The organism is Bacteroides sp. L008, from assembly GCF_040812255.1.
In the GTDB taxonomy this organism is placed as follows: domain Bacteria; phylum Bacteroidota; class Bacteroidia; order Bacteroidales; family Bacteroidaceae; genus Bacteroides; species Bacteroides vicugnae.
Genome location: NZ_JBFNXO010000002.1, coordinates 797306 through 823382 on the forward strand (window position 1 = coordinate 797306; position 26077 = coordinate 823382).

Genomic DNA, 26077 nt, shown 5'->3' on the forward strand with positions numbered 1-26077 from the left:
CTGCAAGTGTCTTGTAAGCATCTCCGGTTTGAAGGTGATAGAGGAAAATGATTTTTATATATAGAGAGTAGTATTATAATTATAGATAAATATGAAGACACAAAGACATAAAATGTGGGGGCTGCTGGCCGCAGTTTTCATTCTTTTTTCTGCATTTCGTGCGGACAAACCGGTTATCACTATCTTCATGATAGGCGATTCGACCATGGCTAACAAGAAAATAGATGGAGGAAACCCTGAACGTGGTTGGGGAATGGTGCTTCCCGGATTCTTTTCTGAAGATGTACGGATAGACAATCATGCTGCTAACGGACGCAGTTCCAAGAGCTTTATCAGTGAAGGACGTTGGGAAAAAGTGATTTCCAAAGTGAAAAAAGGAGATTATGTCTTTATTCAGTTCGGTCATAACGATGAGAAAGCAGACTCTACCCGTCACACTGATCCGGGGACAACTTTTGATGAGATTCTTCGCCGCTATGTAAATGAAACCCGTGCCAAGGGTGGAATACCGGTATTGTTTAACTCTATCGTCCGTCGTAACTTTGTGCAACCGAAGGATGACGCCATTGCAAAAGATGTCCGCCGCACGCCGGGGGAAAAGGAACAGCCGAAGGAAGGAGCTGTTTTATTCGATACACATGGTGCTTATCTGGATGCTTCCCGCAATGTGGCAAAAGAATTAGGAGTGATTTTCATTGATATGAATAAAATCACTCATGACCTGGTACAAGGACTTGGACCAGTAGAATCTAAGAAATTATTTGTGTTTGTTGAGCCCAATCAAGTGCCTGCTTTTCCGAAAGGCCGTGAAGACAATACTCACTTGAATGTATACGGAGCGCGAACTATTGCAGGGCTGGCTGTGGATGCCATCGGCAAGGAAATTCCGGAATTGGCGAAATATATCCGTCAATCCGATTATGTAGTGGCTCAAGATGGTAGCGGTGATTTCTTTACCGTGCAGGAAGCGATCGATGCTGTTCCCGATTTTCGCAAAGACATCCGTACCACTATTCTGGTTCGCAAGGGTACTTATAAAGAGAAACTCATCATCCCTGAATCCAAGATTAATATTTCCCTGATTGGAGAAGAAGGTACGATATTGACTTATGACGGTTTCGCAAACAAGAAAAATGTATTCGGTGAGAATATGGGAACTTCCGGTTCATCCAGTTGCTATATCTATGCTCCCGACTTCTATGCGGAAAATATCACTTTTGAGAACTCATCAGGTCCCGTAGGACAGGCAGTTGCCTGCTTTGTATCTGCCGACCGTGTCTATTTTAAGAACTGCCGTTTCCTCGGCTTCCAAGATACTCTCTACACATATGGGAAGCAAAGCCGTCAATATTACGAAGATTGCTATATTGAAGGAACAGTCGATTTTATTTTCGGCTGGTCTACCGCTGTTTTTAATCGCTGTCACATTCATAGCAAACGCGATGGCTATGTCACTGCTCCTTCTACCGATAAAGGGAAAAAGTACGGCTATGTCTTCTACGATTGCCGGTTGACAGCAGAGCCGGAAGCCAAGAAAGTATATCTGTCCCGTCCTTGGCGTCCGTATGCACAGGCTGTATTTATTCGTTGTGAGTTGGGGAAACATATCCTTCCTGTCGGTTGGAATAATTGGGGCAAGAAAGAAAATGAAAAGACAGTCTTTTATGCCGAATACGAAAATCGGGGTGAAGGGGCCAACCCGAAAGCACGTGCTGCTTTCTCCCGACAATTGAAAAATCAGAAAGGATATGAGATAACAACTGTTTTGGCAGGAGAAGATGGTTGGAATCCGGTAGAGAACGGAAACAAACTGATAACGGTAAAGCGCTGATTTGATGAACAGGTAAAGAAACAAATTAGCTGGAAGCAGCAGAACAACAAAGCAGAAGTATAAATAAGTGGACATAAGAACAAAAGAGCGAAAAAACAGAATCCGACAAGATATTTTGTTCTTTTATTCTTATGTCTAAAATTGATGACTTGTTCTATAGAATGGTCCGATTCTGTTAAATAGCCGCTAAAGATTGCATTAAACTACAAGTATTTTTCTATCTTTACGGCACAGAACCGAGTGATATGATGAAGAAAACCTTAATTTCAGTAATCTTTTTGCTAGCTATTGTGTTCTTGACACATGCACAGCAGCACTGTTTTTTCACCCACTATTCTACTGAAGATGGATTATCCCAAAATACGGTGATGAACATCTTGCAGGATCACAAAGACAATCTTTGGTTTGCCACTTGGGATGGCATCAACCGTTTCAACGGTTATACCTTTAAAACATACAAGGCCCGTCAGGGAAACTATATCAGTTTGACCAATAACCGTGTAGATCGTATCTATGAAGACCGTTACGGTTTTCTGTGGCTACTGACCTATGATAATCGTGTCCATCGTTTCGATCCGAAGACGGAGACTTTTGAACAGGTGCCTGCTGCCGGAGAAGAGGGAAGCGCTTTCAATGTACATACCATTGAGGTGATGCCGAATGGAACCGTCTGGCTGCTGACAGAAAATGACGGAGCTATCCGAATCCAGACTCATCCGGATGAGAATAATCGCCTGACATGGGATATTTATTCCAGTAAGACGGAGTTATTTCCCTCTCTACATATACTCAAAGTACATCAAGATAAAGCAGGCAATGACTGGCTGTTGACAGATAACGGTCTCGGCATGATCCGCCCCGAAAAGAAAGAACCGGACTCTTACTTTACGGAGACAAAAGGAAAGTTTGGCGGAATGAACCAAGCTTTTTATGCAGTACAGGAGCGGGATAAGGACATTTGCTTTGCCTCCGATCATGGACGCATCTGGTCTTATCAGAAAGAAAGCGGAGAATTTACGTTGATCGAGCTCCCCACGAAAGGACGGATCACTTCTATTCATCCGGTTGCACCGGACATCTCTGTGATCACTACTGATTCGGATGGTTTCTTTACTTACAACTTGCGGACTAAAACAAATGTGCATTATTCATTCCTGACTTGCAAGGCTTTACCCGCAAAACCGATCCTTTCTGCTTATGTAGACCGTGCTTCGGAAGTGTGGTTTGAGCAGGAAGAACCGGGTGTTGTAGCCCATTTTAATCCTTCGACCGGAGTGGTGACCCGTGAACAGATTCTTATTGAATACAGTAATCCCGAACGTTCCCGTCCGGCCTTCCATATCCATGAAGATGTAAACGGATATCTTTGGGTACATCCTTACGGAGGAGGTTTCTCTTATTTTGATCCTCAAAAAAAGCGGTTGGTTCCTTTCTATAATGAATTGGGTAGCCGTGACTGGCGTTTTTCCAATAAGATTCATTCGGCTTTTTCCGACAAACAAGGTAATTTATGGCTTTGCACCCACTCTAAGGGATTGGAGAAAGTGACTTATCGGAATGTGCCTTTCGCGATGATGACTCCTATGCCGCATGAACATGAATCATTGCATAATGAGGTGCGTGCCCTGTGTGAAGACAAACTGGGTAATCTGTGGGTCGGTTTGAAAGACGGTATGCTTCGTATGTATGATGCCGATAAAACTTATAAAGGATACCTGACCGAAAGCGGCATCGTTTCTACTACTGGTACTCCCATGTTGGGAACTGTTTATTTTGTTATTCAGGATTCGAAAGGAATGATCTGGATTGCAACAAAAGGAGACGGACTTGTCCGTGCCGAGCCGACTTCTTCCAACGGAATGTCTTATAAACTGACCCGTTATCTTCATCGTGAAGAAGATATGTACAGTTTGAGCGATAACAATGTGTATTGTATCTATGAAGATCATTATGGTCGTATCTGGGTAGCTACTTTTGCCGGAGGTATCAATTATATTACGGAGAATGAAGCAGGAAAGACGTTGTTTATCAATCACCGGAACAATCTGAAAGGATATCCGATTGATCCTTGCTACAAAGCGCGTTTCATTACTTCCGATCATAATGGACGTCTGTGGGTAGGCACAACTACGGGAGCTGTTGCTTTTGATGAGAACTTTAAGAAACCGGAGGATGTGCAGTTCTATCATTTCTCCCGTATGCCGAACGATACGCAAAGTTTGAGTAATAATGATGTCCATTGGATTATTTCCACTAAGAAAAAGGAACTTTATCTGGCTACTTTCGGCGGGGGACTCAACAAACTGGTATCTATCAGTAAAGACGGTCATGGAGAGTTCAAATCATATTCCGTACTGGATGGTCTTCCTTCTGACGTCTTGCTTTCTGTCCGCGAAGATAGTAAGGAGAATTTATGGATTAGTACGGAGAATGGGATTTGTAAGTTTATTCCGTCAGAAGAACGTTTTGAAAGTTACGATGAACGTAGTATTACTTTCCCGGTGCGCTTTAGTGAAGCGGCTTCCACATTGACGGCTAAAGGAAGTATGCTTTTCGGTGCCAGTGGCGGAGTCTTTATATTTAATCCCGACTCTATTCGTAAGAGTAGCTATATCCCACCTATCGTATTCTCCAAGCTGATGGTGACTAATGAGGATATTACACCCGGAGATGACTCCTTGCTGAAGGTGGATATTGACGATACCGACCCATTGGTGCTCTCACACAAAGAGAATATTTTCTCCGTTCACTTTGCGGCACTTGATTATACCAATCCGCAGAATATACAGTATGCTTATATTCTCGACGGATTTGAGAAACAGTGGACTTTTGCCGACAAACAGCGTAGTGTGACTTATACGAATCTTCCGAAAGGAGAGTATGTGCTCCGTGTTCGTTCAACGAATAGTGATGGTGTGTGGGTGGATAATGAACGTCTGCTGAACATTGTTATTCTTCCTTCTTTCTGGGAGACGCCGGTAGCTTATGTGCTTTATGTACTTTTTATTCTGATTATTATTTTCGTAGCCGTTTATATCCTGTTTACCATTTATCGGTTGAAGCATGAGGTTTCGGTCGAACAGCAGATTTCGGATATAAAACTACGTTTCTTTACTAATATATCGCATGAGTTGCGTACCCCGCTTACGTTGATAGCAGGTCCGGTGGAGCAGGTCTTGAAGAATGATAAATTGCCGGCTGATGCTCGCGAACAGTTAGTGGTGGTTGAACGGAATACCAATCGGATGCTCCGTCTTGTCAATCAGATTCTGGATTTCCGCAAGATTCAGAATAAGAAGATGAAGATGCAGGTGCAGCGGCTGGATATTGTACCTTTCGTCCGTAAGGTGATGGATAATTTTGAAGCTGTGGCCGAAGAACATCGGATTGATTTTCTGTTCCAGACCGAAAAGGAACATCTTTATCTTTGGGTGGATGCCGATAAGCTGGAAAAGATTGTATTCAATTTGCTTTCCAATGCATTTAAATATACGCCGAATGGTAAGATGATTACTGTGTTTATCCGTGAAGATGAAAATACAGTTTCTATTGGCGTGCAAGATCAGGGTATCGGTATTGCGGAAAACAAAAAGAAGTCACTGTTTGTCCGTTTTGAGAATCTGGTGGATAAGAATCTTTTCAATCAGGCTAGTACGGGTATCGGACTTTCATTGGTGAAAGAGTTGGTGGAAATGCATAAAGCGACTATTTCCGTTGATAGTCATTTGGGAGAAGGGAGTTGCTTCAAAGTAGATTTCCTAAAGGGAAAAGAACATTATGATAAGGAAGCCGAGTTTATTCTGGAAGATGCGGTTGCTCCGGCAAGAATGGGACAAGTAGTGGATATAGCCAATTCTTCCATTCAGTCTGAAACGTTGGTAAGCGATGATTCGGAGAAGATTGAAGATGTGTATGGGGAAGAATTTGCGAAAGAAGAGAACTCCAAAGAATTGATGTTGTTAGTCGAAGATAATCAGGAGTTACGTGAATTCTTGCGCAGTATATTTTCTCCGATGTACCGGGTGGTGGAAGCTGCTGACGGTAAGGAGGGGGCAAGCAAAGCTTTGAAGTATCTGCCAGATATTATCATCAGTGACGTGATGATGCCTGAGAAAGATGGTATCGAAATGACGCGCGAACTGCGTGCGGATATGACGACCAGCCATATACCTATCATCTTGCTTACTGCCAAAACTACGATTGAAAGCAAACTGGAGGGACTGGAATATGGTGCGGACGATTATATAACGAAACCTTTCAGTGCTACCTATTTGCAAGCCCGTGTGGAAAATCTGTTGATGCAGCGTAAGAAACTGCAAAGTTTCTACCGGGATAGTCTGATGCATATCAATATTTCTACCGGCCAGGAGGTAGCGCCTGTGGCTACGGATATGCCGTCTGCTGAAGAAGATGCCTCCGAAACTGTACCTGCAACTCTCGAAATGTCTCCCAACGACCGTAAGTTTATGGATAAATTGGTAGAGTTGATGGAGCAGAACATGGATAATGGAGAACTGGTGGTAGATGATCTGGTTCGGGAACTGGCTGTCAGCCGTTCTGTTTTCTTCAAGAAGCTGAAAACACTTACCGGACTGGCTCCGATTGAATTTATCAAAGAAATGCGTATCAAGCGGGCTACACAATTAATAGAAACCGGAGAATTTAATATGACCCAGATTTCGTATATGGTAGGCATTAATGATCCGCGTTATTTCAGTAAATGCTTTAAAGCACAGGTTGGAATGACGCCTACGGAGTATCGGGATAGAGTGGGGAGATAACAAGAAAGGCTATCAGATAAAATGATAGCCTTTCAATTTTAGTATGTCTTTTCAGACATTCCATTATTTTCTTATTCTGTCCAGCGAGGATCACCAATGCCACTTGGGAATAGGGCATCTATGATTTTGAAGTTTCCTTCTTCCGGATTTTCGAACACTTCCGCAGATGATTTATCATATTTGGTTACATCACCAAGAGTACTATGGAATGTCATATCATTAGTACCATAAACTTTCTCGATAGTCAGACTAAGATTTGCAGCTGCATTTGCATTATGAGCTTTTCTACTGCTTCCACCATTAGCCAAGATTGTATTTTTGATAGCTAAGGACATTCCTGTCGTATTTTTATCTCCTAATTCTAATAATGCTTTTGAACCTCCCCAGCCATACATCGTACAATAATCGATGGAGAAAGAAGCTGCATTTCCTGCATAGAAGATTCGTCCTTGTGGCTTAATCAAGGTACTATTAGTTATTTCAGTAACAGGGATTTGGGCAACTGTTGATTCTTTATAAGCAAACATATCTCCGCTACAACCGTTGATAATAGATTTACTTACACTAACTTTATTGATTTGAATACTAGTACCTTCTTTAGCTCTTACTAACGATTTAGAATTGTTTATCGTACAATTCTCTATTAATAGAGTGTTGATACTAGTTGCTATATCATCTGTCATTTCTGTACTCTTCTGAAGATTAAAGAAATAATCTCCCTGCGCATCGGCATTTAAGTTATAGAAACGTACCACATCCTTATTTCCTAAAGTCAAAATAGTTTTAGTTGTCATCGTTGCTTGTTCAGCTCCTCCACTTGCTCCCCAAAATACTATTGATGTAATAGTTTCAGGTACAATGACAGCTTTATTGAATGTGATCGTTGTAGAGTGAGGCACAACCAGAACGATATTTCCACTTTGAGCAGCAAGCACCTCATTAGGATCATCAGCAGCTGTAAGATATACAGGTGTATAACCGTCCGGGAAGTTTTCTGTAGTTTGGAACGATTTCTCACCTCTCAAGATTTCTTCACCACTGACAGTATTGTATATACCAATAGTATATGCGGTAGAAGCAGCCAGTCCTGTAAGTTGGTAACTACCTTTAGCATTCATTTCCGAAGTGATTGGAATGTTTGTAACTACTGAAGTTTCTGTGTTCGTCAGTAGGAAATGAGTTACACTCTGATTCTTTTTCCATGTGATAATGGCAGTAGAACCGGTGATGGTTGAGATATCTTCAATTAACTGTTCTGTTTTAGTCTTAAAGCTTGTATTTTCCGGATATACCCATTTGGAAGGTGATGCTATTTCTGAGCATGAGCGAATACGAATATAGTAATTGGTATTTGCATCCAATCCCTCAATAGTGTATGGAGAGCTTTTTATACTCTTATCCTCTCCGAAAATAACAGAGCCTTCCTGATAATTTTCAGCGGTGAGTTCAGAAGTATTCACTTCAATGATATAATAATCGGTATTGATTGTATTATTCCATATAACTTCAGCATCGTTGATGCTAGGGCTGACTGCCAGTTTAGTACTACGGAACAGACGATTGTAGGCACTGTCTGTTTCCCAATCATTTGCTTTCTCACACGATGAAAGCAGTACGGTCAGGACTATAAAAAGTCCTGATAAAACCGTATATTTTGTTGATTTGATAATATTCATGTTCATGAGATCAATTATTGAATGATATTCATACATTTATTAGAAGTTATAGGAGTTTTCTATGTATCCATTGGCATCCGAAACTGTTTTGGAGCCTATTGGTAATAGATGTCTATTTTTGATTGTAGTATTTAAACCACTGCTGATATCATCTACATACTCAAGATTTAAATCATTGGTTGTTTTGCTAGTATCTGCTACTCCTTTCTTCCATTCATAGTTAGTTCCCCAACCAGTAACATACTCATAACCTGCAGTCTTTGCAGCTTCCTTCACTTTATCAGGATCCTCAAGGTCTCTAAGGTCGGGAGGAATTTGTTCAGTACGCCAAGTGATACTGTTCATATCAATTGAATATGGATCATCACTTTTCATTTTGTAGAAGATAAATTTAGGAGCTGTTTCAATCATGGCTTTATAGTCTGTCCTGAACTGATCCAGTTTTTCAGAGAGTGTTCCCCAACGTATCAGATCGTATTTTCGAACACATTCTCCTGCAAATTCCCATGCGCGTTCCTGGTCAAGTGCTTCCATGAAGTTGTTTCGGGCAGATGCTTCAATTGCTGTTTTGGCAGCAGTCTGGGCAGCAGTATCGAAAGCACGAATGTGTACTTCTGTCAAAGCTTCAAGTGCGGTTTTAGTAGTGGTGCCGTTTGGATTGCTACTTTCTAATCCATACAAGTTATACATAACTTCAGCATACATTAATAAAATATCAGAATAACGCATCACTACCCAGTTAATACCCGGAGCCCATTTCTGGTCTGTATTTTGTGCCAAAGAGATGATTGCATCGTCCATTCTACGGATATCCCATTTTGCTACGTAAGCACTGAAAGGAGAGTTGGAAAGCAATGTCTCTTTTATGACTGCTTTATTGTCTACTGTAGTCTGTTTTAATTCATAATAGGCGCATGTAATGTCTCTACGGCTGTCGTTATTGTCAAAAGACAAGATATAAGAAGCTGTGAGTCTGATGTTACCACTACTGTTGCCTTTTGCGCCATATTTATTGCTGGCACCATTAATACGAACTCCGGTACTGTATCCCATTTCACCTGATCTTCCTAATCCGTGAGCTACCTCGTATAGATTTTCGTAATATTTAGTATCTAATGTCCGCTTGTTGATCAAATCCCATTGGTTCTCAAAAGACGGATTCAATTTATGAACTTGTTTACTAACTACAATATCCAAATGTGCCAATGCACGTTCGTGTAGTTTTTGAACTTCTGCTTCTGACGGGCGTTGAGTGGGGAATTGTCCGTCACTGCAAGTCGGATGATTTCTATAACCTGTTTTTGCCTGTTCGCGGATGCTATATCCGGCACGTGATAAAGCAATACGGGCAAATAGACCATGTGCAAAACCTGCAGTGGCATGTTCTGTTGTGTATCCGTCTTCACCTGCCCAAGGAAGATAATTTGCAGCTTCATCCAGATCATCTAATAGTTGGTCTAAGATAACGTCACGGTCTGTTTTTGCTGCATACATGTTAGAACCGTTAGCTTGAGTAGGTTCAAAACGCATAGGGACATCTCCGTAATTTTTAACAATATCATAATATACCATTGCACGCATGGTCAATGCTTCTCCTAAATAGCGAAGCATTGGTTTACGAGTGGTAGTCCCTTCTGCTAACAGATCACTATTACGAATACCATCAATAACGATGTTGGCATTTTCAATAATAGCAAAGCATCTTTCCCAGTTTGTATCGAGTTTATCCCATCCTTTGCTTAGATAGTAGTTTCCTAATCCTCTTTCTGAATTCTGATGAACTTCAGATTGCTTGGTTGCATTTGCCAGTTCGATATCTGTATTATTACCAAAATTAATAGGGATACGAGAACCATAAGTATGGTCGTATGTCAAATCGGCATATACCTTGTTTAACGCCTGTTCTGTATATACAACAGAGTTAAAGACGTTTTCTCCTTTTAATTCCGAAGGGGAAGACTGATCGAGAAAATCACTGCATGAAAACAATCCCAGCAGTCCGGTTCCTAATAATATTGATTTTATATAAGTTTTCATATATGTATTTCCTTTCTATTTATGGGTTAGAATGTAACATTAATACCCCCTACAAATGAGCGGCTTTTGGGATATGCGGAGTAATCTACACCTGGAGTCATAGGAGTACTGCGGCGTGTATCTACTTCCGGATCTGCTCCTGAATATTTGGTAAAGCAGTATAAGTTGTAACCAGTTACATAGATACGTACGTTTTTCATAAATATTTTGTTTACAAAAGCTTTAGGCAATGTGTATCCAATTGAGATATTGTTGACGCGGAGGAAAGAACCATCTTCTACTGCCCAGTCAAGCAATGGCATCTCTGTAATTGAGCCCGGATTATACATGGAAGCTCCGGCATTCACTTCATTTAAACGATTAATAGTATAATCAAGTCCATTACTTTTGATATATGAACTCTTTAACATATTTTCTCCTGTTGTGGGATCAATCCAAGAATAACGTTTGGCTAAAGTGAAGTTGTCATTTAAATTCCATCCCTTTTTAGTATCATTATAGTAGCCTGAACCTAATTTGGTCGCATTAACGATCTTGTTACCAAGAGAGTAGTTAAAGAAGGCTGATAGATCAAAATTCTTGTAGCGCATGTTTATACCGAAACCACCAGTAACAGTTGGAACTGTATTGCCCAAACGCTTTTTAGTAAATTTACCATCTTCATCAGCTTTCAGTTTCAATGCACCTGGACCGAAATTGTTATATTTAATCAGCTCCGTTGGATCAGTAAGGTTTTCGTTAAGTACCCATTTACTGCCGTCCCATGAGAAATCGTCAGTAGTGTAAAAACCATCCAATTCATATCCATATACTTCTCCCAGACGTCCTCCTTCTTCAATAAAGAAGTCGTTTTGTCCGGCTGGCTTACCTCCCCAGTTACTACTTTGCCAAGTTTGTCCTCCGGCTAGTTTGTCAATTTTGGCTTTATTATAAGAAATGTTGAAGTTCGCATTTAAACCGAAGTCCTTAGTATCTACTATGACTGCGTCTAATGCTAATTCTATACCTTTGTTCGATGTCTGTCCAAAATTCTTATATTGGGTGGAAAAACCTGTACTTGAAGGAATTGTTGCATTCATTAATAGGTCTTTAGTTGTATTCCAATATGCATCAATGCTACCTGATAAACGGTTATTCCAAAATCCGAAATCAATACCTAAGTTACGGGTAAGCGTTGTTTCCCATTTTAGATCAGGATTGGAAAGATTGGAAGCATGTTGTAGCACAACAGCACTCATTTCATTGAAATAAATGTTCTTATCACTTGTTTCCGCTAATGAGAAAGTAGAATTGATGGCACCAGATTTGATACGGTTATTACCGGCAGTACCCACACTTAAACGTAGTTTTAGGTTGGATAACCATTCCTTGCTTCTTTCCATCCATGCTTCGTCAGATATTCTCCATGCCAGAGCTAATGAAGGGAAATATCCCCATTGGTTTCCTTTGGAGAATTTACTGGATCCGTCAGCGCGCATGGTGAAAGTCATCAGATATTTGTCTTGTATTGTGTAGTTGACACGTCCGAAGAACGATAGCAGATTATCTTTAAAGCCAATGTAAGTAGAGGTTGGCAATGCTGTTCCGTTACTCATACCGGAAAGAACATCATCAATGGTCATATATTTGGAAAATGCAACAGAAGTGTTGATTGTCTCGTGATCATAACTGCTTGAAACTTCATGTCCCAACATTACATTTAACTTGTGCGTGTTATTCAAGAATTTGGTATCATATGTTACTGTATTTGCATTACGCCAGTTCTTGTTAATAACCTTGTTTAATAGAGCTTGTGGTTGTCCATAATAACCATATTTAGAATTACTTGTAGCTTCCACTCCCCATACTTGGTCCGTATTGTTATATCTCCAGCCATAACCGAACTCACTTCTGAAAGTCAATCCTTTGATTGGTTTCCAATTAAGTCCTACATTATAGTTTTGTTGTAGCCGAGTCTGTTTTTTGTAAGTTGCATTTAAACGTTCTAATGGATTATATTGTGCATTATTCACATTCTCATCATCATCGCTGTCAGAACTTGTTGTATTTATTTCTTCTACTGGCTTATAGATAACGGAACGTGCTATCAATGAATTGGCTGCGCTTGATTCATTTGCATCTGCTCCACCACTGATACCATCAATCGTTTGGTAACTAAAACGGGCGTTAAAGTCCATCGTTAACCATTTGCTGATATTGGTATTAAGTTTAGCATTAATGTTCTCTTTAGAGAAGCCTGAACCAAGCATGATACTTTTTTCTTCGTTATGGGCGTAGCTGACGCTGAACTTAGTATCTTTATTGCCTCCACTTACACTCACATTGTATTGTTGCTGATTTCCTGTGCGACCAAAAATTTCATCCTGATAGTCAGTACCTTTCATCGATTTGTAAATATCCAAATCATCAAAGATACCATATTTCATACCTTCCTGATCTATTTCTTGTTGCCATAATACATATTCGTACGGGTTTAATACATCTACCATTTTGGTAACTTTACGAACACCAAACGAGGCACCCAAGTTTACCTGGATTTTACCTTCCTGACCGGATTTAGTAGTGATGATGATAACACCATTTGCACCGCGGGCCCCATAAATAGCAGTAGAAGAAGCATCTTTCAATACATCTACTGATTGAATATCTGTTGGAGCAATATCAGAAATACTTGATACGGGAAATCCGTCTACAATATAAAGCGGTGAGTTATCTTGGGATAGAGAGCCACCACCACGTACGCGGATTTTTACGTCTGCATCAGGAGATCCTTCAGTAGTCGTAATAGATACACCGGCCATTTTTCCTTGTAGTGCTTCTGATGCGGAAGATACTGGAATGGCAGCAATCTGTTTTGCACTAACAGAAGACACTGAACCAGTCAAATCCTTTTTGGCAACAGTGCCATAACCAATTACTACCACCTCATCTAGTGCTTGTGTGTCATCAGAAAGGGTGACATTAATAGGGCCTTGTCCTTTTATAGCAATATCCTGCGTCTTCATTCCAATATAAGAAAATGTAAGGGTTGCTTTTGCAGGAACTTTAATAGAATAGTTACCATCTAAATCGGTAATTGTACCGTTGGTGGTATTGCCTTTCTCAACTATAGAAGCTCCGATGATCGGTTCTCCTGTTGTGTCTTTCACATTACCTTTTACGGTAATTGTTTGCGCTGATACGCCAAGCGATATCGCTGCAAATAGCATTAGCAGCCAACTGCGCATGTTTTTCACTTTGTTAGACATTCTTTGCATGTTTATTAATTAATGGTTATTGTTTTTGATTCTGTACTCACATTTAGGGTTAATTCCTCGGTACAAAAGTATAGGAATGTGAATATAGGTATGTGCAATATTTGTTTTTCACCTAGTATTTTTTGTTTTTTAATTGCTGACAGGCATTTTTATGATAGTTTTGAAACAAAAAATACACATGATAGCTTGAAATGCCTTGTTTTGTCGATTTTAGTACTTGGGAAAAACAAAATTTGAACATGACTATTCTTTTTCCTGCTTACTTTTGCTCCCATTAATCTAATAATGTATGAAAATGGATATAATTCTAAGTAGATGGTATTGGGCCGTTTTGTTTGTTTTTGGAATCATGGCATGTACTGATAGTGTTGATACCAATGAAAATCCGAAAGAACCCGAAGGGACTGGAGATGTTCAAGATGAAAAGATACCGGCTTTTCCTGGGGCGGAGGGACATGGACGCTACACGACCGGAGGACGTGATGGCGATGTATATATTGTTACTTCATTGGAAGACAAACAGCAAAACGGAACCTTACGTTATGGTATAGAGAAATTAAGCGGAAAACGTACGATTGTTTTCCAAGTATCAGGAACTATTCATTTAAATAGTGATTTAAAAATAAAAAATGGAGATTTAACCATTGCAGGTCAGACAGCTCCGGGTGATGGTATTTGCTTAGCTGGCTATCCGGTCTTTTTGGAGGCAGATAACGTAATTGTCCGTTTTCTACGTTTCCGAATGGGAAATAAAGAAGATGTAAGTGCAGATGGGGCAGATGCTTTTGGTGGTCGGTATCATAAAAATATAATGATTGATCATTGTTCCATGAGTTGGTGTACCGATGAATGTGTTTCTTTCTATCAAAATGAAAATTTCACATTGCAATGGTGTCTCATTTCTGAAAGTCTACGTTTAGGTGGTCATACGAAAGGTCCACATGGTTATGGTGGTATTTGGGGAGGAATGAAAGCTTCTTTTCATCATAATCTATTGGCGCATCACGATAGCCGTAATCCTCGTTTAGGTCCTGGAGTTAATTCGACAAAGGAGAATGAAATTGTAGATATGCGTAATAATGTTATTTATAACTGGTGCGGGAACTCTTGCTATGGTGGAGAAGCCATGCATGTAAATATTGTAAATAATTTCTATAAACCCGGTCCTGCTACCCCTACCGGCACTTCAAAGCGTGGACGTATTATTGCTATTGATAAAAAAGTGAGTGATTCGGATAAGAAATCATATCCGGCTATTTTTGATACTTGGGGAGATTTCTTCATTCAAGGAAATGTAGTGGATGATGGAAAAATTAACGGTGCGGCTGATTATGACCGTTGTGTGAAAGCCACGGAGGATAATTGGGAGTATGGTGTTTATAATCAGTTTGATAAAAAGTATGGAACTTTGGATGAAGATACAAAAAAAGCTCTTAGACGGACAATTCCTGTAGAGACAGGTACTGTTACAACTCATGATGCCCGTACGGCCTTTGAGCGTGTAATGGATTATGTGGGTTGTTCATTGAATAGAGATGAAATAGATGCACGCATTGTTCAAGAGACTCGAACTGGAACTGCAAATTATCAGGGAAAGAATGAGCACAATGGTCAGGGAGTTGTTGAAGGTATTGACTGGAAAAGTGTGGGATATCCAAAGAAAGGTATCGTTGATAGCCAGGATGACGTGATTCCTATTGGAGCATTGTCTGCATGGCCTGAATTGTTACAAGGTACTGTGCTGAAAGATTCCGATAATGATGGTATGCCTGATGAATGGGAAAGAAAGCATGGTTTAAATCCGGATGATGCTTCAGATCGAAATGGTAGAACGGTAGATGAAGAAGGGAAATATACGAATTTGGAAATGTATATGAATAGTTTGGTTCAAAAAATTGTTGAAGGACAGAATAAAGGAGGGATACAATAGACAAATCTGCTATATTGGGATATTATTTTGATAAATAAAAAGAATATGAATTTAATCTTTCGTTGTTTGGTTGTATTTTTAACTATGATGGGGAGTGAAGTTATTTTTGCCTCTTCAGGTGTTGGTAATACTCTTGATTTTGGAGAGCTGGCTGCTTTTCCTGGTGCAGAGGGATATGGGAGCATGACTACAGGTGGACGTGGTGGTAAGGTATATATTGTTACTTCATTGGCTGATAATGGATTACCTGGTACTTTACGATATGGTATAGAAAAGTTGGATGGTCCTCGTACTATCATTTTCCAAGTATCTGGTACGATATTTCTGCTTAAAGATTTGAAAATACGGAAAGGGGATTTAACCATTGCGGGACAAACTGCCCCAGGAGGAGGAATTTGTATAGCGGGTTATCCGGTAACAAACTATGCAAGTAATGTAATTCTTCGTTTTTTACGTTTTCGTATGGGTAATAAAGAGTGTGTACATCCTGACGGCGCGGATGCTTTAGGAGGGAAAGGAGCGAAGAATGTGATTATAGATCATTGTTCTGTAAGTTGGTGTACCGATGAATGTGCTTCGTTTTATGAAAATGATGATTTTACTATGCAATGGTGCATTATTTCGGAGAGCCTTAGATTGGGAGGACATACAAAAGGACCTCATGGTTATGGAGGAATCTGGGGAGGTGAACACTCTTCTTATCATCATAATCTGTTAGCCCATCATGATAGTCGTAACCCTCGTTTTGGTTTAGGAGCCAAGGCTCGTAAGCATGGAGAATGTGATGGTGATAATGTCGATTTTCGTAATAATGTTATTTATAATTGGGGAATGAATAGTTCGTATGGTGGGGAAAGGATGAATATTAATCTAGTGAATAATTATTATAAACCGGGTCCTGCTACAGTGACGGGATCTAAACGTGGGCGGATTTTTGCTATAGATGCAACAGAAGATGGAAATGGAGGTTATTTGTGGGGAAAGTATTATATTGATGGTAATGTTGTAGACGGAGGGGCAGATGATAAAAACAGCCAGAAGGCTACAGCTGATAATTGGGAATATGGAGTTTACAATCAATTCTCAAGTAATTATAAAAAAGTAATTACAGAAAAGACTAAAGATTCTATTCGTCTGAATGAACCTCACGGGTTTGCATCGGTAACGACACATACAGCTTTCAATGCTTATAAACGAGTATTGGATTATGCGGGATGTTCATTACATCGAGATGATGTTGATATACGTATTGTGGAGGAAACACGTACCAGGACAGCCGGATATAAAGGTTTGAATAATCATAATGGAGAAGGGGGCATGTGGAAAAGTGAAGGATATCCGAAACCCGGATTGATAGATAGTCAGGATGATTTGCTTTCTTCAAATGCTCCGGAGAATGTTTCTCCATGGCCTGTTCTTCCACAAGGAACTGTCTTGGTTGATTCCGATAATGATGGTATGCCTGATGTATGGGAGAGAAAATTTGGATTAAATCCGAATGATGCTTCTGATTGTAATGGAAAAACGATAGATAAATATGGTCAGTATACCAATCTAGAAATGTATATGAATAGTTTAGTACATGATATTGTTGAAAAACAGAATAACGGTGGAAAGAAATAATTTATAAACAGATAAGATTTGTCTTTGTCGGGCGAGGTCGTTTATCATAATCGTATTCACCGGTTTTTATCCGGCATTCATCGGAATTTATACCGTAAATCAACAGAAAAGCCTGTGGAAGCATAGGGAAATGATGTATCTTTGAACCATTAATCAATTAATAATAGAGACAATGGAAGAGAAACAAAATTTTCCCCGTGCTACAGGCTTTTCCGGTAAAATACTGATAGCTTCACTTTTTATCCTTTCCGGGATTCTACTGTTTGCCCGTAATATGGGATGGATTACATCAGAAGTATTTGATATAATCGTATCCTGGCATTCACTCCTTATATTATTAGGTATATATGCTATGATTCGCCGCCATTTCATCGGTGGAATCATCCTTTTTCTGGCGGGTGCCTATTTTTTGACAGGAGGACTTTCCTGGTTGCCGGAGAATTCACAGGCAATGGTGTGGCCCCTCGCCCTGATAATAGCAGGCGTTTTATTTATCTTCAAACCCGGCAGAAATAAGAGGGCGCAATGGGCTCGCCAGCATACAATGGAACATCGTCGGCAATGGATGAAGATGCATCAGGGTAGACCCGGCATGAACTTTGAGAGTGAACAACAACAGTCGGAATCAGTAGATGGCTTTTTGCGTTCGGAGAATGTCTGGGGAGCTGCACGCCACGTAGTACTTGATGAGTTGTTTAAAGGAGCCATCATTCGTACCTCTTTCGGGGGGACAACTATTGATCTTCGCCATACCCATATTGCACCGGGAGAAACCTATATTGATTTGGATTGCAGTTGGGGGGGAGTCGAAATTTATGTCCCGTCGGATTGGACAGTCGTGTTCAAATGCAATGCTTTTTTTGGAGGATGTGATGACAAACGCTGGCAAAATGGGAATGTAAACAAGGAGAGCATATTGGTCATTCGTGGAACGCTTTCTTTCGGAGGCTTGGAAGTTAAAGACTAGCGTATGAAAGCACATCCGATAATAGATTATCCATTCCGCTGGGTTCCGATGCTGGTGCTGGCGTTGATTCTGGTTGCAACACAGGTGGCTTTAGTCTGTGGATATACCGGAACCGACTATCTTCCTGCTCTGGTAGATGGAGTCGCAACAATTGGTTGGCTGGCAGCCATAGCCTATTTGGCCTGGTTTGTAGTCGGTCTTGTTTCGTTGTTCCAGACGGATATAATCATGATAATCGTTGGAAGCCTGTTATGGCTGGCGGGTAGTTTTATGATCTGTGATATCATGGTGAGGATTGTAGGCGTATCCTATATTCCTTTTGTGCAGACCATACCTTTCCGGTTATTATTCGGACTACCAACCTTGATTGCCATTACTTTATGGTATCGCCTGATCGTAACTAAGGAGGAAGTACAGAATCAGGAACTGGATAAAGAATTGGCTGCACATCAGCTAAGTGTGACCGAACAACAAGGAGAACCACAGGTAGAATTAATAGATCGCATTACGGTGAAAGACGGTTCCCGAATTCATCTGGTAAAGGCAGATGAACTGATCTACATACAAGCGTGTGGAGATTATGTGATGCTGATAACCCCTACCGGAGAATATCTGAAAGAACAAACAATGAAGTATTTTGAGACCCATCTGTCTCCTGATACATTTGTGCGTGTACATCGTTCTACGATTGTCAACGTAACACAAATTTCGCGGGTGGAGCTTTTTGGAAAAGAAACTTATCAGTTGTTATTGAAAACTGGCGTGAAACTAAAAGTGAGTCTTTCCGGTTACCGGTTATTAAAAGAGCGGCTGGGGATCTAAAATTGGTTCAATCTTATCATAAAAACTGATTTTTCCCCCATATCGGTCAAAAAATGAATGTCAGAATGAAAAGCTTCCACTACTTTTGTTTCCATCATCTAATAATGTGAATAAGGAAATGAGAAGAATATTAGTTAATGTCTGTCTGCTGGCAATGGTCGTGGGAGGAACGATGTCTTTTTCCTATGACATACCCGAAAAACAGGAGACAGGCGTCCGGGAAGATCGAGTGATCTCTTTTCCCGGAGCTGAAGGACACGGTAGATACACGACGGGCGGCCGTGGTGGTAAAGTGTATCATGTGACTTCTTTGGAAGACGATGGTTCGCAAGGGACTTTACGATGGGCTTTGAAACAAAATGGACCTAAAACGATTGTCTTTGATGTGGCTGGCACGATTCATCTGAAATCGGAGTTACGAACAGGGAAAGATCATCTCACCATTGCAGGACAGACTTCTCCCGGAGGAATCTGTCTGGCTGATTATGGCTTTTCTATTAATTCTAATAATGTAATTATCCGTTTTCTTCGTTTCCGCCCCGGAGAAGCCAGTGGAAAAGAACCCGATGGATTGGGCGGCTGTGATAAAAAAGATATTATGGTAGACCATTGCTCCGTTAGTTGGAGTGTGGATGAATGTCTTTCCGTTTATGGTATGGAAAACTCCACGGTACAATGGTGTATTGGCTCTGAAGCATTAAGAAAAGCGACTCATGTAAAAGGGGCACACGGATATGGCGGTAATTGGGGAGGCCATAAAGCTTCCTATCATCATAACTTGATCGCTCACTGTGAAAGTCGCGTGCCGCGTCTGGGCCCTCGTCCTTCTACATTAGCTCTTGGCGAATGTGTTGATATTCGGAATAATGTTTTCTACAACTGGGCTGGAAACGGTTGCTATGGCGGAGAAGATCAGCATGTCAATATCGTCAATAACTATTATAAACCGGGACCGGCAACCAAACAGGCCTCCAAACAGGTGCAATATCGTATCGCCAAAGTCGGAGTTTATCCGCAGGCTTATGTTTACGTTGATGGAGAACCCAAAAAGAACTTAGCTTTTCAACCTTACCTGCAGAAATGGGGAACTTTCTATATTGATGGAAATAAGATAGAAGGTAACAACAGAGTGACTGCCGATAACTGGACGGATGGGGTCTATGCCCAGTTGAAGAATGATGAAAAAGTAGACTTCCTCTGGACAGAAGAAGCCAAAGAATCTATCCGTCTGAAAGAACCTCTTGATTTTGGAGTAATCACTACCTATTCGGCTGATAAGGCTTATGAACAGGTAATGAACTATGCGGGTTGTTGTAATTATCGTGATGAAGTAGACAAACGTATCATCTCTGACACCCGGAAAGGAACGGCAACTTTCACAGGAGAAGGAAATAAACCCGGATTTATCAATAGCCCCAAAGACACAGGCGATTCTCCCTGGCCGGAGTTGTCAATGGCAGGTCTTTCGGCACCGGTGGATTCAGACGGTGATGGCATACCTGATGAGTGGGAAATAAAAAACGGACTTGATCCGAATAATCCCGCAGATGGAAATACAAAAACGAAAGATCCGAATGGACAATATACGAATCTTGAGGTATATTTGAATAGTTTGGTGCAAAATATAGTCGATGCACAGAACAAATAGGTAATCAGTAATTCTCCGTTCAATGCGGTGAATTTAGATGATATGCCTTTCAGGTGTTTTATGATAACACTTGAAGGGCATATCTTTTTTGTGCATAGCTATACTTGAGGGGCACTTTTTGCCCTAGTCCGTTTTTTACTCCTTTTCTACTAAATCTTACTCTATCTTCTCTTGTTTAATCTTCAAATTTGCACTGGTGAAAGAACAAAGAATTCACTTTAGCGAAAAACATCTTAATGTATAATGAAAATCTAAACAAATGAGAAACATGAATCTATTATTCCGGAGTATGAATTCTCCTTAAAAAGCCCCCCTGTCCCTTGGGGAAAAGAACACTATAATGGTTGTTGTATTTTAAAACTGTATAAACTAATATTTATGAGACATCTAACGAAATTTTCAATTTTACTATTTCTCACTTTCTTCTCTTGCTCACAGCAGATAGAGGAGGGATGGGAATCTGGCGAGTTACCTCAAGAGCCCGAAACGCATCCTGTAAGCGTTAGTTTTAGCCGGGCAAGTCTTGAAACCTTTACCGAACAAGGCATAACGGAGATTGGCATTTATGCGTATCTGAAAGATTCTATGGTATACGGAAAGAATCTACCTTTAAACGATGGGAATTTGCAAATAGATCTTCCTCTCGGAGAAAATCTGCAAACTTTCGCTGTAGCGAATGCGGATCATCTGACCGATGTAGACAGCCTCTCTAAAGTGGTAGTGTATCAAGATATCTATGCACAAAAACAGGTGTATATTTCCAATGTTGTAGATCTGACTTCAGACTATTCTGTCAGTAATCTAAGTCTGGAACTGAAACGTTTGGTTGGACAAGCTACATTCCAACCTAGAGAAACTGCAGATGAACTCAATGCTATTACTCGGTTTGACCAGTTGAATGTCACTTTTACGAATGTAGGTGTTGCCTATAAAGTAAAAACCGGAGCATGTGTTCAACAGGATATAACGATTAGTGTGGATCGGGCTGCAGGCTTTAGTGCATCTGTTTATTCATTTCCAACAATCAATGCAGACTTAAGAACGTCGGTAGATGTGGTATATTTGAAAGGCGGAGAAGAAGTAAACCGCACAAATAGTCCGCTTGATACAGGCATTGCCTTTGAACCGTCCAAACATTCTATAGTCTATATGCCTATATTAGAGGAAGCGTATTTACAAAATTCGTGGACTCGTAGTCTGGTCATGAGTAAAACTGATATGTTACCCCAACCATTTACAATAGAAGAATCTGAATTTTAAAACAGGAGTCTTATGAGAAAAAATATAATTTATTCTTTAGTGGGATTGGCACTTCTACTGGGTACGTATGCTTGCTCTGATGATGATAAGTATTCGACTTCAGTAGTAAATCAAATCGAATTATTCTTGGATGATGAACCGTGGGCAGTGAATACGGGATTATCAACCAAACCTCTTTTTATATATAAAGATAACGGAGAGTATTTTGCTAATTATACCTCACATTATCGTTTCCAGTTACCTAATGGAAAATATAGGATTCTGTCAACAACACAGACAGATTCGATTCCTTGTCCGAGTAATTTGAATGATATTATTATTCGGCAAGATCTGGCGGCAAAAACGAAGTATGCTATTTCAGCACCTGTGGAATACAGTTCTCCGTTCAAGGATCCGTTGAGTATTCGTATGTATAACCGGACAGGAGTGATCCGTCTGAAAGCTACGGATAAAAAAGCGGATAAGAGATATTCTACGGTACGCGCTGTGCTTTCATGTCCGATTTCCGGTTATAAAGTGTCGGATGCCAGATTCATAGAAACACCGATAGAAATAATCCGCGATAAAGCTACCAGCAGTGGTGGTGTGAATTATACAGATGATATGGTGTTGTTTGAGACGCGGACGATAGGAAAAGAGATAGGTATTCGCATTGATTATTTGGATCAGCATAATAATGTGGTGCAGTCGAAAACTATTGATGGTACATTCCCTATATTGCCCGATGACACTACACAGGTGGCTTTTGCTCTTAATAACGCCGACGAACCGATGATTCAGGATTATAAAGTGACGATAGCGTCGGAAGGATGGGATGAAGAAGAAATAAATCCGGAAGCTCCGATGAGAATACCGGATGGATATAGATATGTGAATCCGGAAGAGAATCTGGAACAGATATGCAAAGCGTTGATGGCGGATGTGACTGTAACTGAAGTGAAGCTGTTCTTGAAAGCAGGGGGAGAGTATAAGTTGGGAAGACAGACTGATTTCGGAAAGAGCCTCTATATTGTAGGGCAGAAACCGACAAATGGACAAAAACTGGCCTATATGGAAATGGGTAATATGAGCATATCTACCGGTGATAACAAAATTGATGCTGTTCATTTTGAAAACCTGAGTATAAAAACGACAGACTCGGATTTCTTCAAGTTGAAGAATCAACATTTCCATGTGAAAGAGATTTCGCTGAAAGGATGTGATATTAATGATTTGGGACGCACGATGTGGTATCAGGAAGTAAATGCCAAACTGGCGCAAACTGTTGATAACCTTATTATTGAAGATTGCCGTTTCTTCGGATTAAATTCTGGTAGCAGCGGATTGTTCGGGTTGTCTACTAAACAGGATGCTCCTATTTACAATATTGTGTTCAGAAATTCTACATTCCATGCAAATAATCTGACTAAAGCATTGATAACAGGCCTGAGTTCCATGACCGGTGATTTGAGTATAACCATAGAGAATTGTACATTCATCGGAATGGCACCTGTAGGTATGACATTCTTTGACTTGTCGCCGAAGAATACCAGCAGTTTCACATTGACAGTTAAGAATAATCTGTTCAGTGGTATATCCGGAGAAGGCAGTGGTACTTGGTTTAATTTGAGAAATGTAACAGACAGAACATTCGCAGACAATTATCATACGCAAGGTTTCGTCATGAATACTTGGGGAGTAAACGATAATGAACTTCCGGCTGAAACAACTTCAATGAGTGCACTCTTTACGGATGTTGAGGGAAGGGATCTGACTATTAAGGACAAGAGTTCGGAAGTATATACCAAAGGAATCGGTGATCCGCATTGGATTAGAAAATAGTTAAAGTATAAACGAATAAATTATATAGGATATGAGATCATTTCTAATCATATTATTGGCAGGATTGCTTGGGGCTTGTAGTTCGGATGACGAAAAGAACGAAGCAGCATTAGCTAATAACTTGGAAGTATCAAAGAATGAGGTGAAACTCACCAATGTAGGAGGTTCTTTTACTATCAATGTGACTGCAACCGGCGATTGGACAGCTAAAGTCACAGAAAGTAATGGTAGCTGGCTGACTCTTTCGAAAGAAAGTGGAAATGGAAACGGCGATCTTCGTTTATTCTTCACTGAAAACACAGATGACGCGAAGCGTGAAAGTAAGATTAAGGTTACTTTGACGAATGTTAATACGACGATTGAACAGGAAATCTCTGTAGAACAACTGGGTACTGATCCGGATATTTTGCTGGATTATTCAAAAGAAGTGATTCCATTTTTAGGAACTACTCTGATTTGTCAGGTTGTATCCAATGTGGCATGGAAAATAGAGATTGACGATCAAACCGACTGGATCAAGGAAGTCGATCAGTCTGCACAGGAGAGCCGTAGTTTTGTGACGGATAATGTTCACTTTGCTATTGCATTGAACGTGGCAGCGGAGAGAAGAGGGAATATCGTATTTAAGACAGTGGGTGATTACATCATGAGTAAGACTGTGGAGATTGTTCAGGAAGGAGTCAAAACGACTCTGGAAGTAGAGCAGGATGAATATATTATTCCTTATAAGTGTAAGGCACTAACTATTCCCGTCACTCAAGAATATGCAATAGAATATACGATGACTTCAACCGAACCCTGGATTACTTTGGATAAGGAAGCTTCGACAGAAGATGCAATCGTACTGAAAATACAAGATAATACAGATCGTTTTCCACGCACTTCTTCTGTGACCATAAAGAACAGCGTGTTGGAACAGAAGATAGAGGTATTTCAGTATGGTAAACCTGATACGAGTATTGGTGACGACCCATCGGCCGGACAACTTTTGGCTTTCCCCGGTGCGGAGGGAGGTGGACGTTTTACAACCGGAGGCCGTGGCGGTGAAATCTATCGGGTTACTAATCTGGAAGATTATGGCAAAAATGAAACTCCCATCAAAGGAAGTCTGCGTTATGGAATCGAGAAGTCCGACCAGCCTCGGAATATCATCTTTGATGTTTCGGGTATCATAGAACTGAAGCGTGGATTGTTTTTAGTAGATCATCCCAATGTAAGTATCTTGGGACAGACAGCTCCGGGCGATGGTATCACGTTGAAGAACTATAATTTCTCTTTTAATCTGTCGGCAGACAGCAAAGAAATGAATGCAATTATTCGTTTCTTACGTTGCCGTCCCGGTGACAGATACGAGGATTATGCCGAAGATGCTATTGGAGGAAGATATTTCACGAATGCGATTGTCGATCATGTTACTGCCAGTTGGGGAGTTGATGAAACTCTGTCTTTCTATGGTTGTCAGAATTTTACTGCGCAGTGGTGTATGTCAACAGAGAGCTTGAATAATTCCAATCATGCCAAAGGAGCTCATGGGTATGGAGCGATGTTTAGTGGTGATAATGCTTCTTACCATCATATTCTGATGGCACATCATAGTAGCCGTGCTCCCCGAATTTCTGATATGCCGGAACCCGGAACCCAAGGAGCCGGTGACCATATCGGATATTTTGATGTACGAAACAATGTCTATTATAACTGGAGTGAAGCCGGATTTGGCTGTTATGGTGGAAAATATGGAACGTTCAATATTGTCAACTGCTATTATAAAGCAGGACCGGCTACCGGAACAGGAAGTATGTCGTGGAGAGTTCTGTCAAGTGATCCTACCGCCAGAGCATATATCGAGGGCAACCATGTGACTGCCAGTGCAGAAGTTACGGCAGATAACTGGACGAATGGAATCTGGAGTCAATTTTGGCGCGATTTGCATCCTACAGAAGAAGAAATGCATGCAATGAGAATGGCGGAACCGCAGCCATTTAGTAAGGTGACCAGCCATACACCCGAGCAAGCCTATGAAAAGGTATTGCAATATGCCGGCGCCTCTTTGCGCAGAGATATTATTGATCAACGTATCGTGAAAGAGGTCAGAGGAGGTACTTCTACATGGACTGGTTCGAAGGATGAAAAACCGCGTCCTGGAATTATTGATACGGTAGGAGATACAGAAGGATATCCTGAAGTTAAATCGTTGAAAGCCTGGCCTGATACGGATGGCGATGGAATTCCTGATATTTGGGAAGAAGCTTACGGACTTGATCCGAATAATCCGGATGATGCTGCACAGATAAGTACGTCAGTAGATCCCAACGGGCGTTATTCCAATCTGGAAGTTTATTTTCATAACCTGGTTCAGCATATTGTTTACAATCAGAATCTGGGCGGTCAGGTTATCGAGAAGAAATAGTAAACCGTATATTTTGT

13 protein-coding genes are annotated in these 26077 nt (G+C 40.6%); 10 read left to right on the forward strand and 3 right to left on the reverse strand.

The features are described 5' to 3' along the window. Window positions 1–91: 91 nt before the first annotated feature. Both AB3G73_RS22215 and AB3G73_RS22220 read left to right on the forward strand, forming a co-directional pair. On the forward strand, window positions 92–1831 hold the full coding sequence (locus AB3G73_RS22215) for a pectinesterase family protein (protein WP_367745619.1): 1740 nt from the start codon (window positions 92–94) through the stop codon (window positions 1829–1831). Window positions 1832–2076: 245 nt separating this feature from the next. Further along, window positions 2077–6612 (forward strand): two-component regulator propeller domain-containing protein, encoded by a 4536-nt coding sequence (locus tag AB3G73_RS22220; RefSeq protein ID WP_195648539.1) that lies wholly within the window; start codon window positions 2077–2079, stop codon window positions 6610–6612. A 71-nt stretch (window positions 6613–6683) separates the two neighbouring features. Here AB3G73_RS22220 and AB3G73_RS22225 read toward each other — a convergent pair whose 3' ends face one another. Genes AB3G73_RS22225 through AB3G73_RS22235 form a run of 3 tightly spaced genes read right to left on the reverse strand, consistent with a single transcriptional unit; the run spans window position 6684 to window position 13573 of the window. Then, window positions 6684–8294: a DUF5123 domain-containing protein gene (locus AB3G73_RS22225; protein WP_367745620.1), complete on the reverse strand. Its 1611-nt coding sequence runs from the start codon at window positions 8292–8294 to the stop codon at window positions 6684–6686. A gap of 33 nt (window positions 8295–8327) precedes the next feature. Next, window positions 8328–10325 carry a RagB/SusD family nutrient uptake outer membrane protein gene (locus tag AB3G73_RS22230; protein ID WP_367745621.1) on the reverse strand — a complete coding sequence of 666 codons (1998 nt, stop codon included), beginning with the start codon at window positions 10323–10325 and terminating at the stop codon, window positions 8328–8330. 26 nt (window positions 10326–10351) lie between these two features. Next, on the reverse strand, window positions 10352–13573 hold the full coding sequence (locus AB3G73_RS22235; RefSeq protein ID WP_367745622.1) for a SusC/RagA family TonB-linked outer membrane protein: 3222 nt from the start codon (window positions 13571–13573) through the stop codon (window positions 10352–10354). Between the two features lie 298 nt (window positions 13574–13871). On the opposite strand from AB3G73_RS22235, the gene AB3G73_RS22240 reads away from it, so the two are divergent. From AB3G73_RS22240 to AB3G73_RS22275, 8 genes are all read left to right on the forward strand, one after another. Beyond that, window positions 13872–15512, forward strand: coding sequence for a polysaccharide lyase family 1 protein (locus AB3G73_RS22240; RefSeq protein WP_367745623.1), 1641 nt, complete (start codon window positions 13872–13874; stop codon window positions 15510–15512). 45 nt (window positions 15513–15557) lie between these two features. Continuing rightward, complete coding sequence (locus AB3G73_RS22245; RefSeq protein WP_320974898.1) at window positions 15558–17135, forward strand: pectate lyase; 1578 nt, start codon at window positions 15558–15560, stop codon at window positions 17133–17135. A 172-nt stretch (window positions 17136–17307) separates the two neighbouring features. Next, entirely contained in the window at window positions 17308–18102 is a 795-nt protein-coding gene (locus AB3G73_RS22250) for a LiaF domain-containing protein (RefSeq protein WP_148366409.1), read from the forward strand. A gap of 3 nt (window positions 18103–18105) precedes the next feature. Next, on the forward strand, window positions 18106–18924 hold the full coding sequence (locus AB3G73_RS22255; RefSeq protein WP_259022251.1) for a LytTR family DNA-binding domain-containing protein: 819 nt from the start codon (window positions 18106–18108) through the stop codon (window positions 18922–18924). A gap of 118 nt (window positions 18925–19042) precedes the next feature. Then, window positions 19043–20572 carry a pectate lyase gene (locus AB3G73_RS22260; protein ID WP_367745624.1) on the forward strand — a complete coding sequence of 510 codons (1530 nt, stop codon included), beginning with the start codon at window positions 19043–19045 and terminating at the stop codon, window positions 20570–20572. A 378-nt stretch (window positions 20573–20950) separates the two neighbouring features. Beyond that, window positions 20951–21832, forward strand: coding sequence for a hypothetical protein (locus AB3G73_RS22265; RefSeq protein ID WP_074636970.1), 882 nt, complete (start codon window positions 20951–20953; stop codon window positions 21830–21832). A gap of 12 nt (window positions 21833–21844) precedes the next feature. After that, the gene (locus AB3G73_RS22270; RefSeq protein ID WP_259022252.1) at window positions 21845–23653 is read left to right on the forward strand and encodes a DUF5123 domain-containing protein; all 1809 of its coding nucleotides are present in this window, start codon (window positions 21845–21847) and stop codon (window positions 23651–23653) included. A 31-nt stretch (window positions 23654–23684) separates the two neighbouring features. Continuing rightward, window positions 23685–26060 (forward strand): BACON domain-containing carbohydrate-binding protein, encoded by a 2376-nt coding sequence (locus tag AB3G73_RS22275; RefSeq protein ID WP_367745625.1) that lies wholly within the window; start codon window positions 23685–23687, stop codon window positions 26058–26060. The last annotated feature ends 17 nt before the right edge of the window (window positions 26061–26077 follow it).